This is a genomic window from Streptomyces sp. NBC_00306 (genome assembly GCF_036169555.1).
GTDB classification, from domain to species: Bacteria; Actinomycetota; Actinomycetes; order Streptomycetales; family Streptomycetaceae; genus Streptomyces; species Streptomyces achmelvichensis.
The window spans coordinates 2744066-2759424 of record NZ_CP108032.1 but is presented as its reverse complement, the minus strand read 5'-3'; the positions used below and the strand labels follow the sequence as shown (position 1 = coordinate 2759424).

The window sequence follows — 15359 nt, the reverse complement described above, 5'->3', positions numbered from 1 at the left end:
GGCCGCGGCCGTTCAACGGCCCGAGCTGAACTGTCCCGCTACGCGGAGGCCGCGTCGGCCGCCTGCGCCCTCAGCGCCCGCTCCACACCGGCGCGCGACTCCGAGATCAGCCGCCGCAGCGCCGCGTTCGGCTCCGCGGAGTCCAGCCACGCGTCGGTGGCGTCCAGTGTGTCCTGGGAGACCTGGAGGGACGGGTAGAGACCGACCGCGATCTGCTGGGCCATCTCGTGGCTGCGGGACTCCCACACGCCCTTGACCGAGGAGAAGAACTTCTCCGCGTAGGGGGCGAGGAGTTCGCGCTGGTCGCTCTGGACGAACCCGGCGATCACCGACTCCTGCATGGAGTTGGGCAGCTTGTCGCTCTCCACGACGGACGCCCACGCCTCGGCCTTGGCCTCCGGCGTCGGTCGGGCGGAACGCGCGGTCGCCGCATGGCGCTCACCGGCGGCCGTCTTGTCCCGCTCGTACTCCGCCGCGATCTCGTCCTCCTCCAGCAGCCCCACCGAGGCCAGGCGCTCCACGAACGCCCAGCGCAGCTCGGTGTCCACGGCCAGGCCCTCGACCGACTCGGTGCCGTCCAGCAGCGCCTGGAGCAGGTCCAGCTGCTGCGGGGTCCGCGCCGTCGCGGCGAACGCCCGTGCCCAGGCCAGCTGGTGGTCGCTGCCGGCCTCGGCGGCCCGCAGGTGCGCGAGGGTCGCGTCGGTCCACTGGGTCAGGCCCGCCTCGCGCCACTCGGGCGCGCCGTACAGGTCGATCGCCAGCTTCACCTGGCGGTGCAGCGACTGCACCACACCGATGTCCGACTCCTTGCCGATGCCGGACAGGACCAGCGACAGATAGGCCCGGGCCGGCAGTTCGCCGTCGCGGGTCATGTCCCAGGCGGAGGCCCAGGACAGCGCACGCGGCAGCGACTCGGTGAAGTCGCCGAGGTGCTCGGTGACGACCCTCAGCGACTCCTCGTCGAGCCGGACCTTGGCGTACGTCAGGTCGTCGTCGTTGAGCAGGACCACCGCGGGGCGGCGGGTGTTCTGCGGGAAGGGCACATCGGTGAGCTCGCCGTCGACGTCCAGCTCGATCCGGCTCGTGCGCACCAGCTTGCCGGCGGCGTCGAGGTCGTAGCAGCCGATCGCGATCCGGTGCGGACGCAGGATGGGCTCGCCCTTGGCGCCGGCGGGCAGCGCGGGGGCCTCCTGGCGTACGGAGAAGGAGGTGACATGGCCCTCGTCCGACACCTCGATCTCCGGGCGCAGGATGTTGATGCCGGCCGTCTGGAGCCACTTCTGCGACCAGGTCTGGAGATCCCGGCCGGAGGTCTCCTCCAGTGCGCCGAGCAGGTCGGTCAGCCGGGTGTTGCCGAAGGCGTGCGCCTTGAAGTACGCCTGCACACCGCGGAAGAACTCGTCCTCGCCGACGTAGGCGACGAGCTGCTTGAGCACCGAGGCGCCCTTGGCGTAGGTGATGCCGTCGAAGTTGACCAGGACGTCGTCGAGGTCACCGATCTCGGCCATGATCGGGTGCGTGGAGGGCAGTTGGTCCTGCCGGTACGCCCACGTCTTCATCGAGTTCGCGAACGTGGTCCACGAGTGCGGCCAGCGGGAGCCGGGTGCGGCGGCCTGGCAGGCGATGGAGGTGTAGGTGGCGAACGACTCGTTCAGCCACAGGTCGTTCCACCACTCCATGGTGACGAGGTCGCCGAACCACATGTGGGCGAGCTCGTGCAGGATGGTCTCGGCCCGTACCTCGTACGCCGCGTCCGTCACCTTCGAGCGGAAGACGTACTGGTCGCGGATGGTCACCGCGCCCGCGTTCTCCATCGCGCCCGCGTTGAACTCGGGGACGAAGAGCTGGTCGTACTTGGCGAAGGGGTACGCGTAGTCGAACTTCTCCTGGAACCAGTCGAAGCCCTGCCGGGTGACCTCGAAGATCGCGTCCGCGTCCAGGAACTCGGCCAGCGAGGGCCGGCAGTAGATGCCCAGCGGGACGGACTGGCCGTCCTTCTCGTACGAGCTGTGGACCGCGTGGTACGGACCGACGATGAGCGCCGTGATGTATGTGGAGATCCGGGGCGTCGGCTCGAAGCGCCAGACGTTGTCCTTCGGCTCCGGGGTCGGCGAGTTGGAGATCACGGTCCAGCCCTCGGGGGCGGTCACCGTGAAACGGAACGTTGCCTTGAGGTCCGGCTGCTCGAAGCTGGCGAACACCCGGCGGGCGTCCGGCACCTCGAACTGCGTGTAGAGATACGCCTGCTGGTCCACCGGATCGACGAAACGGTGCAGGCCCTCACCGGTGTTGGTGTAGGAGCAGTCGGCGACCACCCGCAGCTCGTTGCGCCCGGCGTGCAGATGCTTCAGCGCGATGCGCGAGTCGCGGAACACGGCGGCGACGTCCAGGGACTTGCCGTTCAGCACGACCTCGTGGACCGCCGGGGCGACCAGGTCGATGAAGCTCTCCGCGCCGTCCTCCGCGGAGTCGAAGCGCACGGTGGTCACGGACCGGTAGGTCCCGCCCTCCTGCGCACCGCTCAGATCGAGATCGATCTCGTACGAGTCCACGGTCAGCAGGCGCGCCCGCTGCTGCGCCTCTTCGCGGGTCAGATTCGTGCCAGGCACGCGGTCATCTCCTCGGTTCGTGACAGTTCCGCCCATCTTTTCACGGTGCCCCCGTCCACCGCCTGTGACTAATGGCGCCGTGGAGCCGCGCCAGTACGCTGCGGGGGACCGGGGAGCTGAGGGGAGCATTATGGGTGTCGACGTGCTCGTCGCGGGGGCGGGCATCGGAGGGCTCACCACCGCCCTCGCACTGCACCGGGCCGGGATACGGGCCCGGCTGGTCGAGGCGGCGGCGGAGCTCCGGCCGATCGGTGTCGGCATCAATCTGCTGCCGCACGCCGTCGAGGAACTCACCGCCCTCGGCCTCGGCGACGCCCTCGCCCAGGTCGCCGTGCCCACCGCCGAGATGGCGCACTTCGACCGCCACGGCAACCGCATCTGGTCCGAGCCCCGCGGCCTCGCCCAGGGCCATCTCCGGCCGCAGTATTCGCTCCACCGCGGCGAGCTCCAGGCCCTGCTGTACGAAGCCGTCCGGGACAGGCTCGGAGCGGACGCCGTGCGCACCGGCACGGCTCTCGACGGCTTCGAGGAGCACGCCGAGGACGCCGACGGGCTGCGCGTCACCCTGCGGTCGACGACGACCGGCGTCCGCACCACCGAGCGGGCGGAGGCACTGGTCGGAGCGGACGGGCTGCACTCCCGGGTGCGCGCCCTGCTGCACCCCGGCGAGCAGCGGCTCCCGCTCTGGAACGGCGTCCGGATGTGGCGCGGCACGGTACGCGCCGAGCCGTTCCTCGGGGGCCGCACGATGGCCGTCGTGGGCAGCAACGCCACCGCCAAGCTGGTCGTCTACCCCATCTCGCGCCGCGCCGAGGAGCGCGGAGAGGCGCTGCTCAACTGGGTGTGCGAGGTCCGGGTCGCCGAGGGCGGCCCGGTCGAAGGCGCTGCGTGGAACCGCACGGGACGGCTCGCGGATGTCCTCGCGCACTACGCGGACTGGAAGCTGGACCGGCTCGGGCTCGATGTGCCGGCCCTGCTGGCCGCGACCGAGGAGATCCTGGAGTACCCGATGGCCGACCGCGATCCGCTGGAGAGCTGGGGCCGCGGCCGGGTGACGCTGCTCGGGGACGCGGCCCACCCGATGTATCCGATCGGTTCGAATGGTGGCTCGCAGGCGGTGCTCGACGCACGGGCGCTGGCCCGCGCCCTGACGTCAGCCGCGTCAGTCCCCTCCGCGCTGCGGGCATATGAGAGCGAGCGCGCCCCGCTGACCGGTGACCTGGTGCGCGCGATGCGCGAGATGCCCGCCGACCGGCTGCTCCGGGCGGTGGCCGAGCGCGCCCCGGACGGCTTCGAGCGGGTGGAGGACGTGCTCACCGTGGATGAACTGGCCTCCATCGACGCGGCGTACCGCCGAACGTCGGGCCCGGGCGACGCGGGCGCGGGCCCGGCGCGCGGCGGCCACTGACCCAGGCGAACATGACGTCCGAATCCCGCCGGAAACCGGGCCCGGACAACGCCACGCTGAAGCCATGACACAGACACCCCTGACACCCGCACCCGCGGCAGCACCGGCACGGTGGACCGTCCGAGCTGTCGAACCGGCCGTCCTGCGGCAGCTCCGCGCCGCCGACGACGCGGGCCACGCCTGCGAACCCTTCAGCGACCCCGAGGGCGGTGCCCCGCTGCGCTGCTGCCTCCGCCCCAGCAGGGTGGGCGAGTCCATCGCCCTCGTCTCGTACGCCCCGCTGCGCCGCTGGGCCGCCGAGAGCTGGGCGCGGCCCGGCGCGTACGACGAGCAGGGGCCCGTCTTCATCCACGCCGAGGAATGCGAGGGGCCCGCGCCCCAGGACGGCTACCCCTTCGCCCGGCCGGGTGCGCTGCGCACACTGCGCCGCTACGACGCCGACGGCCGGATAGCAGGAGGCCGCCTCCTGGAGATCCCGGAGGCGGCCACCGAAGCCTTCGACGAGGCGATCGCGGAAGCGTTCGCCGACCCGGCCGTCGCGCTGGTGCACGTACGCGCCGTCGAGTACGGCTGCTTCCACTTCGAGGTGCGGCGGCCCCAGGCCGCCGCCTAGGTTCTAGCCGCGCAGCTCGTCCGCCACCAGCTCCGCGATCTGCACGGCGTTCAGCGCCGCGCCCTTGCGGAGATTGTCGTTGGACAGGAACAGCGCCAGGCCGTTGTCGACGGTCTCGTCGACCCGGATGCGGCCCACGTACGACGCGTCCTTGCCGGCGGCCTGGAGCGGCGTCGGGATCTCCGAGAGCTCCACGCCCGCGGCGTGCTCCAGCAGCTCGTAGGCGCGCTCGACACTCACGGGGCGCTCGAAGCGGGCATTGACCTGCACCGAGTGGCCGGAGAAGACGGGCACGCGCACACAGGTGCCGGAGACCTTGAGCTCGGGGATCTCCAGGATCTTGCGGGACTCGTGGCGGAGCTTCTGCTCCTCGTCGGTCTCGAAGGAGCCGTCGTCGACCAGGTTGCCCGCGAGCGGCAGGACGTTGAAGGCGATGGGCCGCTTGTAGACGCCCGGCTCGGGGAAGTCGACGGCCTCGCCGTCGTGGGTGAGCTCGGCCGCGCGCTCGACGGTCTGCTTCACCTGGCCGTCGAGCTCGGCGACGCCGGCGACGCCGGAACCGGAGACGGCCTGGTAGGTGGTGGCCACCAGGGAGGTGAGGCTGCCCTCGACGTGCAGCGGCTTGAGGACCGGCATCGCGGCCATCGTCGTGCAGTTCGGGTTGGCGATGATGCCCTTCGGGCGGTCCTTGATCGCGTGCGGGTTGACCTCGGAGACGACCAGCGGCACCTCGGGGTGGCGGCGCCAGGCCGAGGAGTTGTCGATCACGACGGCACCCTGGGCGGCGACCTTCTCGGCGAGCGCCTTGGAGGTCGCGCCGCCGGCGGAGAAGAGCACGATGTCCAGACCGGAGTAGTCGGCGGCGGCCGCGTCCTCGACGGTGATGTCACGGCCTTCCCACGTGATCGTGGAACCGGCCGAACGGGCCGAGGCGAACAGCCGCAGCTCGTCGACCGGGAACTTCCGCTCGGCGAGGATCTTGCGCATGACTGTGCCGACCTGACCGGTGGCTCCGACGATTCCGACCCTCACGGACGTCTCCTTCGTACCTTTTCGTGCATCTTCGCTGGCCTGGGTGCTGCTCCATGATGCGTATGCCACCGGGCGCCTTGTCCAATCCATTGTCCGAAGGGCGGAATGTGTGACACAGGACATGGTGAGGGGCGGGGCCGGTCACGGAGCGGGACATGCGAAGGGCGGGCGCCCGTTGCCGGACGCCCGCCCCCGTTCGCTTCATCCGGTGGTTACGGCGTGACCTTCTCGATCACGACGCTGCCGGCGCCCGCGGCGGTGCCGCGCGCGTTCTCCAGGCGCACCTCACCGAAGAACTGACGTCCCTCGGGAGCCGCACCGGCCACCACGACCTCGGCCGTGACCTGCGCCGAGGCGCCGTTGGCCAGCTTGACCGGGGTCGCGGGGACCTTGACCTCGCCGAGCGACGGCGCGAAGAACACATCGCGGTAGTCGTACTCGGTGGTGCCGGCCGGTACGGCGTAGCCGTCGACCACGACGGTGTACGTGCCCGCGGCGGGCTTCAGCAGGCTGACGGCCTCCTCGGAGTCCGCGTCGGCGGCCTGGCCGACGAGCACGCCGTCGAGGAAGACCGACAGGTCCAGGTCGGCGTTGGTGTCCGAGACGCCGCCGATGGCGACGTCCAGACGCTCGACGCCCTCTCCGACGGTGACCGTGGACTCCTGCGACTCACCCTGGCCGATGGACGGCCGGGCGACCTTGGCGGAGCCCAGCGGGCCGCCGGCGAGCTTGCCGTCGATCGGCGCGAAGTCGTTCGTGACCTTCCACTCGACGGGGGCCGGCGTGCCGACCTTCGCCTCGGGGAGCGTCTTCACGGCCGGGTCGAAGGTGGCGCCCAGCACCGTGACGTCCAGCTTGTACGGGTTGTCCAGCAGCGGGGACGTACGGCGCGACTCGACCTCGATCTCCCAGACACCGGGCGTGGGCTCGGGGTACGAGCGCAGGTCCGGACGGCAGGTGTTGGCCGGGTTCGGGTAGTTCGGGTAGCAGTTGATCGTCGAGCTGTCGTCGACCGGCACACCGTAGGGGTGGATGCCGATGAACCGGGTCTGGCTCTTGTCGGCCAGTCCGCCGAGCGCGACCTCGAGGGTCTTCGCGCCCTCCGGCACCGTGACGAAGTACGACGTGTGGCTGTTGCGCTGCACCGAGCCGGCGGCCGAGAAGCCGTACGCGGGCTTCGCGAGCGGCTTGGAGACGACCACGGTCGAGAGGATCTGCTTGTCGATGCCCTCGGTGCGCGGGTCGTCCGCCTCCAGGATGGCGCTGTGCACGCCGGCCGTCTTGGGACGGGCCTGGACGGTGACGGTGACCGGCTGGTTCAGCGGCAGCCGGACCAGGTCGCCACCGAGGAGACGGAAGGTCCCGTCGTTGTACTTCCAGTTCAGGGTGTGCGCGAGCGCGCCCTTGGGACCGGTGGTGCGGGTGACCGTGACGTCGTACGTCTTGGCCTTGCCCGCCTGCAGGCCGCCTTCGCGGTCGTAGAGGCCGGTGCCGAAGCCCGGGGTCTTCAGCGCGAAGTCGATCGCGGTGTCGACCGGGGCCTTGACGCTGTACTCGTGGGCGGTGGCGCCGTTCTTGATGGCGTCCCACGCGTCGACGACGTTGATCAGGCCGGAGCCCTGCTCGTGCGCCTGCACGCCGGCGATCTTGTGCGCGGTGCTGGTGAGAGCGGTGCGCAGCTTCGCGGGCGTCAGGTCGATGCCGCGCTGCTTGGCCATCGAGAGCAGCAGCGCGCTCGCGCCGGCGGCCTGCGGCGAGGACATCGAGGTGCCCTGCAGCATGGAGTAGCCGGCCGGGAGCTGGTAGCCCGCCTCCGCGACCGGGCCGCCGGGCAGCCAGGTCTGGGTGGTGTTGATCGACGCGCCGGGCGCGGTGATCGTGGGCGTGAAGCCGCCGTCCTCGCGCGGACCGCGGGAGGAGAAGGGCAGCATGGCGTACTTCTTGGTCACGCCGGAGCCGTAGTTGGCGGCCCAGGTCTCCTTGGAGATGGCGGCGCCGACCGAGATGACCTTGTCGGCGACCGCGGGGTCGCCGAGGGTGTTGGCGCCCGGGCCCTCGTTGCCGGCCGAGATGACCAGCTGGACACCGTAGGTGTCGATGAGGCGGTTGTAGAGCTCGGCGCGGGCGTTGTTGCCGTCGTTCAGCGGCGGCAGGCCGCCGATGGACATGTTGACGATGTCCACGCCGCGGTCGATGACCAGGTCGGCCATGCCCTCGGTGAGCGCGATGTTGGTGCAGCCGCCGCTCCAGGTGCAGGCGCGCGAGGAGACCAGCTTGGCGCCGGGCGCCGCGCCGTTCATCTTGCCGCCGAAGAGGCTGTTGGCCGCGGTGATGCCGGCGACGTGGGTGCCGTGCTCGGACTCGATGACGCCGATGTTGACGTAGTCGGCCGTGGCGCCCGCGGCGTTGTAGACGACGTCCTCGCGCACCTCGATGACGAACGGGATGCGCTCGACGACCTCGGTGGCCGGGTTGTCCTTGCCGAAGTACCCGATCTGGAAGCCGTTCTTGTAGGCCTTCATCACGGTGTCGTTGGCGAAGTTCGCGTCGTTGTTGAGGTCGACGCGCACGGTCCGGGTGCCCGGGTCGTACAGCAGCGCCCACACATCGGTGGTGTCGCCGTCGCGGTTGAGGTCACCGGCCATGTCGCCGCCGCGGGTGGCGGCCTCGGCGAACAGGTTGAACTTGTACGCGCCCGCCGGAGCGGTGTACGTACGGCCGTTGACGGCGAACGTCGGGCCGGCCACGTCGACGCGCATCTGGCGCCACGTGGCGTCGCCGTCGGAGACCGGGTCGGTCGCGGTGACCCAGTCGACGATCTTGCGCTCGCCGGTGGTGGTCTTCTGGAGCGACGGGTGACCGAGGTCGACACCGGAGTCCAGGATGCCGATGGTCACGCCGCGGCCGTCGGCCTTGGGGTTCTGCTTGACGAAGTCGACCGCGCCCGTCTCGAAGGAGGGGTTGTACGGGTTCTTCGCCGGGGTGCTCTTCCCGGGGGCCGGATACGCGGCGGCCTGCCGTGACGCGGTGCGCGCGGCCTTGGTGGTGTCCGCGGCCGGCGTCGGGTCGTCCAGCTTCACCTCGTGCTCGAGGTCGATCCCGTGCACGCTGGACAGCTTGGCGGCGGCCTTCAGCGCGCTCTTCGCGGTGTCCGTCGGGAGGGTGGCCCGTACATAGCCGAGCTTGTCGTACGTCCTGCCGAGGACCGCGCCCTTGACGTCGTCGAGCTGGCCGGCGACCTGCTCGGTGGCGCCGGGGGCGGTCGCGACCATGACGGTGACGCTCTTGTCGCCCTTGGCCTCGGCCTGGGCGAGCAGTTCGGCGTCGGCCGCACCGAGCTTGTCGGAGGACTTCGCCGCCTTGACGCCCGCGGTGGTACCGGGGTCGTCGGCGGGAGTGGCGGAGAACGCCGGTACGGCGCCTGCGGCCACGAGTGCGGTCACCATCGACGCGGCGGCCGCAATGCGGGCGACGCGTCTGTGACCTGGTACGGAGCGCCCGGATATGGAGCTCTGGGATTCGAGGGTCATCAGCATCCCTGGTCGGTGAAAGAGAAGGTCCGGAATTCGGTGCCGGATGACCGCTCAGCCTTTCGTAAGTGACAGGGGTTTGTGGAGAGTTGGCGGAGGCGTGATGTGGCCATGGCATACATCCGCCACTGCGGACAATGCGCCACCGTGGACAAACAGGGAGTTACCGAACGAGATTCAACTCTCGCGGCAGGGGCGGCGCCACGACATCTTCACGAGCCGCCCCACCGGCACCGCCGGGCACCGGTGAAGGGCGCCGACGGGCGGGTTGCCGCGGGCCGGCGCTCTCGTATTCTCTGCGCATGAGCGAACAGTCCGGGTCTCGGACCGTGGGAGGCGGGGGCTGACATGCCCGCCCGCCAGATCCGGAGCGCGACCGTCCTGGCGCTGGTGACCATGGCCGCCGGCGCCCTGGTGACCCCGGCCGTCGCCGGCAGCGCCGCCGACCGCCACTTCCCCACCCGCCAGGCCATCGAGGCCGCCGTGCGCGACGGCGCCCCCGGTGTCGTCGTCGAGGCGCGCGACCGCAACGGCCGGTGGAGCGGCACCGCGGGCGCCGGTGACCTGCGCAACGGCCGCGATCGCTCGCCCCGGGACCGCTACCGCGTCGGGTCCATCACCAAGACCTTCGTCGCCACCGTCCTGCTCCAGCTGGAGGCCGAGGGCCGGCTGAGCCTGGACGACACCGTGGAGCGATGGCTGCCCGGCGTGGTCCACGGGAACGGCCACGACGGGAGCCGCGTCACCCTGAGGCAGCTGCTCAACCACACCAGCGGGATATCCAGTTACACCAGGGACGAGACCTTCGTGGAACAGGTGCTCCGCGACGGCTTCTTCGAGCACCGTTACGACACCTGGACCCCCCGGCAGCTGGTGGACCTCGCCCTGCGCCACCCGCCCGACTTCGCCCCCGGCACGGACTGGAAGTACTCCAACACCAACTACGTCCTCGCCGGGATGACCGTCGAGAAGGTGACCGGGCACTCGTACGCCGAGGAGATCGAGCGCCGCATCCTGCGTCCGCTCCGTCTGCACGCCACCTCCGTCCCCGGCACCGACCCGCGGCCGCCGCGTCCCGGCAGCCGGGCCTACTCCAGGCTCTCCGACGACCCGGCGGCGACCGTCCACGACGTGAGCGCCGTCAACCCGTCGATGGCCGGGGCGGCCGGCGAGATGATCTCGGACTCGGCCGATCTCCAGCGCTTCTACCGGACGCTGCTGAAGGGCGGTCTCCTGCCGCCGCGGCAGCTCAAGGAGATGACGACGACCGTCGTCATGGATCCGCGCAGGCCCGGCCGGCGGTACGGGCTGGGGCTGATGCGGCTGGAGCTGAGCTGCGGCACCGCCGTCTGGGGTCACCGGGGCGATGTCCACGGCTCCTCGTCCCAGGCGCTGACCACCCGGGACGCGCTCCACTCTCTTGCCGTGAACGTCAACGGCGACTGGTCCGGGGGCGATCTTGCGGTCGCCGAGGCCGAGTTCTGCGGCTGAGCGCCGTCAGCGGGGCAGCACCACGACGTACGCCGCGGGGTCGCGGTCCCCGGCCGCCATCAGAGCGGTGCGCACCACGGTCGCCTGCTGCTCCAGTGACTCCCGCAGCTTCTTCGGCGTGATGTGGACGACGGTGATGCCGAGCCGCTCCAAGTGCTCCCGCTTGCGGGCGTATTCGGACCACAGTGCGTCCTCGTCGTGGCGCGGGGCGCGGGTGTCCAGCTCGACGGCGACGGACTGCTCGGGCCAGTAGGCGTCCACACCGCCCAGATGCGGACCGCCGGGCAGCCGCAGATCCACGTTCCAGACCGGGTCGGGCAGACCGTGCAGCCGCACCATCTCGTACAGCCGGTCCTCGGCGAGCGAGCGCCCCTCGGCGAGCAGCGAGTCGACCGCGTCGACCACATGGGTACGGGAGAGCAGCCGCGCGCGGTTCAACTCGGTGACGACGGCGCCCGGTTCGCAGTGACCGCCGCGCACCGCCTCGGTGAGCAGTCGCCGTACCGCGTTGGCGTCGGTGAGCTCCGCGACCGCGTCGGCGACCGCGCGGGGCACGGGTGCCACCGGAAGGCCGGTGATCTCGTCCGGTCTCGGCAGGGAGTGCGCGCGCACGATCCGGGCACAGCCGGTCGACCGCAGCCGCCGGGTGCGCGGGACGAGGATGTCGATGCGGTCGAGCGAGAGCAGCGCGGGGGCGGACGAGAACCCGTGCAGCGCGAGGGCCGCGAGCCCGGTGACCATGGCCTCGCCGAACCGGGGGGTGTCCGGGCGGTCGCCCTGGGCGGGGATGACCGGCCGCCCCGCATAGAGCAGCGCGCCGTGCAGCCGCTCCTCGCTGGTGGCCGCCCCGGGGTGCAGCAGATACACCCCGGGCAGCAGCGGCTGCCAGGGCCCGCCGGGCCGGCACTGCGCGGTGATCCGGGCGGGGGAGACACCGTGGGCCCGCAGCTGCGCGGTGGAGAGCACGCGGCTGTGCACGTCGGACAGGTGACTGAGGGGGTGGGGGGAGAGCGGGGTGTTGTTCATGCTGCCGGGATGCCCGCGCCCACCCCCCTCGCTAACCGCTGTTACACGCTCGTCGACAATTCAGGACAACGCCGTCCTAAAGTACGGACGTTCGACAGCCGAGTACGGTTCCCCCAAACGGGGGTACGCCCGTGGCCCGGCAGGTCACAGCGCCGCCGCCGCATCGCACTCCTGAGCGCGGAGCGCGCGTGCGAGATCGTCCCGGGACTCCAGGACGAGCCGCCGCAGCGCGGGCGGTGCGTCCTCGTGCGCGGACAGCCAGGCGTCCGTCGCGGCCAGTGTCGAGGTGTTGTCCTGGAGCGAGGGGTAGAGCCCCCGCACGACGTCCATGCCGATCTGGATGGAGCGCTCCTCCCACACCCGTGCGATGGCCTCGAAGTAGGCGGGCGCGTACGGCGCCAGCAGCTCGCGCTGGTTCGGCTGCACCATGCCCGAGATCGTGGCCTCCACCAGGGCGTTGGAGAGCGCGTCCGACTCGACCACCTGCGCCCACGCCTGGTCCTTGACGGCCGGCGAGGGGCGGGCCGCGAGGCAGCGCACCTGGTGGCGCCTGCCCGACGCGGTGTCGTCGCGGGCCAGTTCCGCCGCGATCTCCGCCTCGTCCGCGACCCCGTGCGAGGCCAGCGGCAGCAGGAAGGCCCAGCGCAGCTCCTGGTCCACATCGAGGCCGTCGATCTTCGCCGTGCCGGCCAACAGCCCCTGGAGCAGCTGGAGATCGGCCGCCGAGGCGGCCGTCGTCGCGAAGAACCGCGCCCAGGTCAGCTGATGCTGGCTGCTGGGCTCGGCGACCCGCAGTTCACCCAGCGCGCCCTCGGCGAGCAGCCGGCCGCCCTCCTCGCGCCACTCGGGCGCCGCGTAGTGCACCAGCGCCGAGCGGGCCCAGGAGTGCAGCATCTGGAGCACGCCGATGTCCGTCTCCCGGCCCGCGAACCGGAGCACCAGGTCCACGAAGTCGCGCGTGGGCATCAGCGCGTCCCGGGTGAGGTTCCACAGCGCCGACCAGCACAGCGCCCGCGCCAGCGGGTCGGTGAGGTCGCCGAGGTGGGCGCGCAGAGTCGTCAGCGAACTCTCGTCGAAGCGGATCTTGCAGTAGGTCAGGTCCTCGTCGTTCACCAGGACGAGCTCAGGCCGCTCCTCACCCACCAGTTCACCGACGGCCGTCGAGGCACCGGTGACGTCGACCTCGGCGCGTGCGTAGCGCACCAGGTCGCCGTCCTCGCGCCGGTAGAGGCCCACCGCCACCCGGTGGGGCCGCAGTTGGTCACCGTCCTGGAGGACGGCGAGCTCGGTGATCCGGCCGGCCGCGTCGCAGGTCACCAGCGGCGTCAGGGAGTTGACCCCGGCGGTCTCCAGCCAGGAGCGCGACCACGCGGTCATGTCGCGTCCGGACGTCTCCTCCAGCACGGAGAGCAGGTCGCCGAGCCGGGTGTTGCCGTACGCGTGCCGCTTGAAGTACCGGCGGGCGCCCTCCAGGAAGGCGTCCTGCCCGACGTACGCTACCAGTTGCTTGAGGACGGACGCGCCCTTGGCGTAGGTGATCCCGTCGAAGTTGAGCTTGGCGGCCTCCAGGTCGCGGATGTCGGCCGTGACCGGGTGCGTGGAGGGCAGCTGGTCGGCGCGGTACGCCCAGGACTTGCGGTTGTTGGCGAAGGTGATCCAGCCGTTGGTGAAGCGGGTCGCGCCGACCATGGAGAAGGTGCCCATGAAGTCCGCGAAGGACTCCTTGAGCCACAGGTCGTCCCACCACACCATGGTCACCAGGTCGCCGAACCACATGTGCGCCATCTCGTGCAGGATGACGTTGGCCCGGCGCTCGTAGGAGGCCTGGGTCACCTGGCCGCGGAAGACGAACTCCTCGCGGAAGGTGACACAGCCGGGGTTCTCCATCGCACCGATGTTGTACTCGGGCACGAAGGCCTGGTCGTACTTGCCGAAGGGGTACGGGTAGTCGAACCGGTCGTGGAAGAAGTCCAGACCCTGCTTGGTGACCCGGAAGATGTCACCGGCGTCGAAGTGCCGGGCGAGCCCCTTGCGGCACATGGCGCCGAGCGGGATCTCCAGGGTCGCTCCGTCGTCCAGCGTGCGGGTGTAGAGGTCGGTGACGTAGTGGTACGGGCCCGCCACCACGGCGGTGATGTACGTCGAGATCGGCTTGGTCCCGGCGAACCGCCACACGCCGTCGGCCTCCCGCTCGCCGGCGCCGTTGCTCCAGACGGTCCACGCGTCGGGCGCGGTCACCTCGAAGCGGAACGGTGCCTTGAGATCCGGCTGCTCGAAGCAGGCGAACACCCGGCGGGCGTCCGCGGGCTCGTACTGGGTGTAGAGGTAGACCTCGCCGTCCTCGGGGTCGACGAACCGGTGCATCCCCTCACCGGTGCGGCTGTACGCGCACTGGGCGTCCACCACCAGCACGTTCTCGGCGGCGAGGGAGTCCAGCGCGATACGGGAACCGTCGAAGGCGGCGGCCGGGTCCAGCTTCACGCCGTTGAGCGTCACCTCGGTGACGGACGGGGCGATCAGATCGACGAAGGCCGAGGCGCCGGGCTGTGCGCAGCGGAACCGGATGGTCGTCACCGAACGGAAGGTGCGCGGCCCCGAGCCCTCCGGGAGTTCCCCGACCGCGGACCGCAGGTCGAGGAACACCTCGTACCCGTCGACGGACACCAGCTCGGCCCGGCGACGGGCCTCGTCACGGGACAGATTCTCACCGGGCACGGGCACTCCTTCGTGACTCGTTCGACAGCACCGATCTTCCCATGTGCACCTGGCGGCCGGTATCCGGGAATCGACCGGTGACGGGCGGCGTTGTCCGATCCAGGCGCACGCCGCGTTCCCGATGAGGAGAGACATGTCCGAGAACGGCAAGACACCCGTGGACTTCTGGTTCGACCCGCTGTGCCCGTGGGCCTGGATGACCTCCCGCTGGGTCCTGGAGGTGGAGAAGGTCCGGGACATCGAGGTCCGCTGGCACGTGATGAGCCTCGCCGTGCTGAACGAGGACAGGCTCGACGAGCTCCCCGAGGAATACCGCGAGGGCATGAAGCAGGCCTGGGGCCCGGTCCGGGTGGTCATCGCGGCGCAGCAGAAGCACGGCGACGAGGTCCTCGGCCGGCTCTACACCGCGCTCGGCACCCGCTTCCACAACCAGGGCGAGGGTCCGACGCCCGAGGCGATCGCCGGAGCCCTGAAGGACGTGGGTCTCCCGGCCGAGCTGGCGGACTACGCCGACTCCACCGAGTACGACACCGAGCTGCGGGCCTCCCACCAGGAAGGCATCGACAAGGTCGGCCAGGACGTCGGCACCCCCGTCATCGCGGTCCCCGGCGCCGACGGCAACCAGATCGCCTTCTTCGGTCCCGTCGTCACCCCCGCCCCGAAGGGCGAGGAGGCGGCGAAGCTCTGGGACGGCACGCTGCTGGTGGCCTCGGTCCCCGGTTTCTACGAGATCAAGCGGACCCGCACCCAGGGCCCGGACTTCTCCAACCTCTGAGGCCCGGACTTCTCCATCCTCCGAGGCCGGGACTTCGCCGGCCTCCGAGTCGTCCGTCCGGGGGGCCGTCCCGCCCCCCCCGGACGGGACGGCCCCCCGGACCGGCCGGACCTCCGGACGGAAGGACCCCCGCGAGTCATGTCCTCGCGGGGGTCCTTCG

Annotated in this window: 9 protein-coding genes; 4 read left to right on the top strand and 5 right to left on the bottom strand. The window is 71.1% G+C overall.

Going from position 1 to position 15359, the window contains the following annotated elements; all coding sequences use genetic code 11:
- Positions 1 to 38 precede the first annotated feature (38 nt).
- Complete coding sequence (gene pepN / locus OHA05_RS12175; RefSeq protein ID WP_313946294.1) at positions 39 to 2609, bottom strand: aminopeptidase N; 2571 nt, start codon at positions 2607 to 2609, stop codon at positions 39 to 41.
- A gap of 130 nt (positions 2610 to 2739) precedes the next feature.
- Here pepN (OHA05_RS12175) and OHA05_RS12170 point away from each other — a divergent pair, with 130 nt between their 5' ends.
- Together OHA05_RS12170 and OHA05_RS12165 are read left to right on the top strand one after the other, a co-directional pair.
- A complete protein-coding gene (locus tag OHA05_RS12170) occupies positions 2740 to 4017 on the top strand; it encodes a flavin-dependent oxidoreductase (protein ID WP_328860571.1) in 1278 nt (425 codons plus the stop codon).
- A gap of 64 nt (positions 4018 to 4081) precedes the next feature.
- Entirely contained in the window at positions 4082 to 4630 is a 549-nt protein-coding gene (locus OHA05_RS12165; RefSeq protein WP_328860570.1) for a DUF1203 domain-containing protein, read from the top strand.
- Positions 4631 to 4633: 3 nt separating this feature from the next.
- Here OHA05_RS12165 and OHA05_RS12160 read toward each other — a convergent pair whose 3' ends face one another.
- Both OHA05_RS12160 and OHA05_RS12155 read right to left on the bottom strand, forming a co-directional pair.
- A complete protein-coding gene (locus OHA05_RS12160) occupies positions 4634 to 5662 on the bottom strand; it encodes an aspartate-semialdehyde dehydrogenase (protein ID WP_313946297.1) in 1029 nt (342 codons plus the stop codon).
- A 212-nt stretch (positions 5663 to 5874) separates the two neighbouring features.
- Positions 5875 to 9198, bottom strand: a complete 3324-nt coding sequence (locus tag OHA05_RS12155; protein WP_328860569.1) for a S8 family serine peptidase — start codon at positions 9196 to 9198, stop codon at positions 5875 to 5877.
- A gap of 342 nt (positions 9199 to 9540) precedes the next feature.
- Between OHA05_RS12155 and OHA05_RS12150 the strand changes: the two genes are divergently transcribed.
- Entirely contained in the window at positions 9541 to 10683 is a 1143-nt protein-coding gene (locus tag OHA05_RS12150) for a serine hydrolase domain-containing protein (protein WP_328860568.1), read from the top strand.
- Between the two features lie 6 nt (positions 10684 to 10689).
- On the opposite strand, the gene OHA05_RS12145 is transcribed toward OHA05_RS12150, so the two are convergent.
- Complete coding sequence (locus OHA05_RS12145; RefSeq protein WP_328860567.1) at positions 10690 to 11709, bottom strand: hypothetical protein; 1020 nt, start codon at positions 11707 to 11709, stop codon at positions 10690 to 10692.
- A 144-nt stretch (positions 11710 to 11853) separates the two neighbouring features.
- Positions 11854 to 14430, bottom strand: a complete 2577-nt coding sequence (gene pepN, locus OHA05_RS12140; protein ID WP_328860566.1) for an aminopeptidase N — start codon at positions 14428 to 14430, stop codon at positions 11854 to 11856.
- A gap of 127 nt (positions 14431 to 14557) precedes the next feature.
- Between pepN (OHA05_RS12140) and OHA05_RS12135 the strand changes: the two genes are divergently transcribed.
- Positions 14558 to 15199 carry a DsbA family oxidoreductase gene (locus OHA05_RS12135; RefSeq protein ID WP_328860565.1) on the top strand — a complete coding sequence of 214 codons (642 nt, stop codon included), beginning with the start codon at positions 14558 to 14560 and terminating at the stop codon, positions 15197 to 15199.
- Positions 15200 to 15359 lie beyond the last annotated feature (160 nt).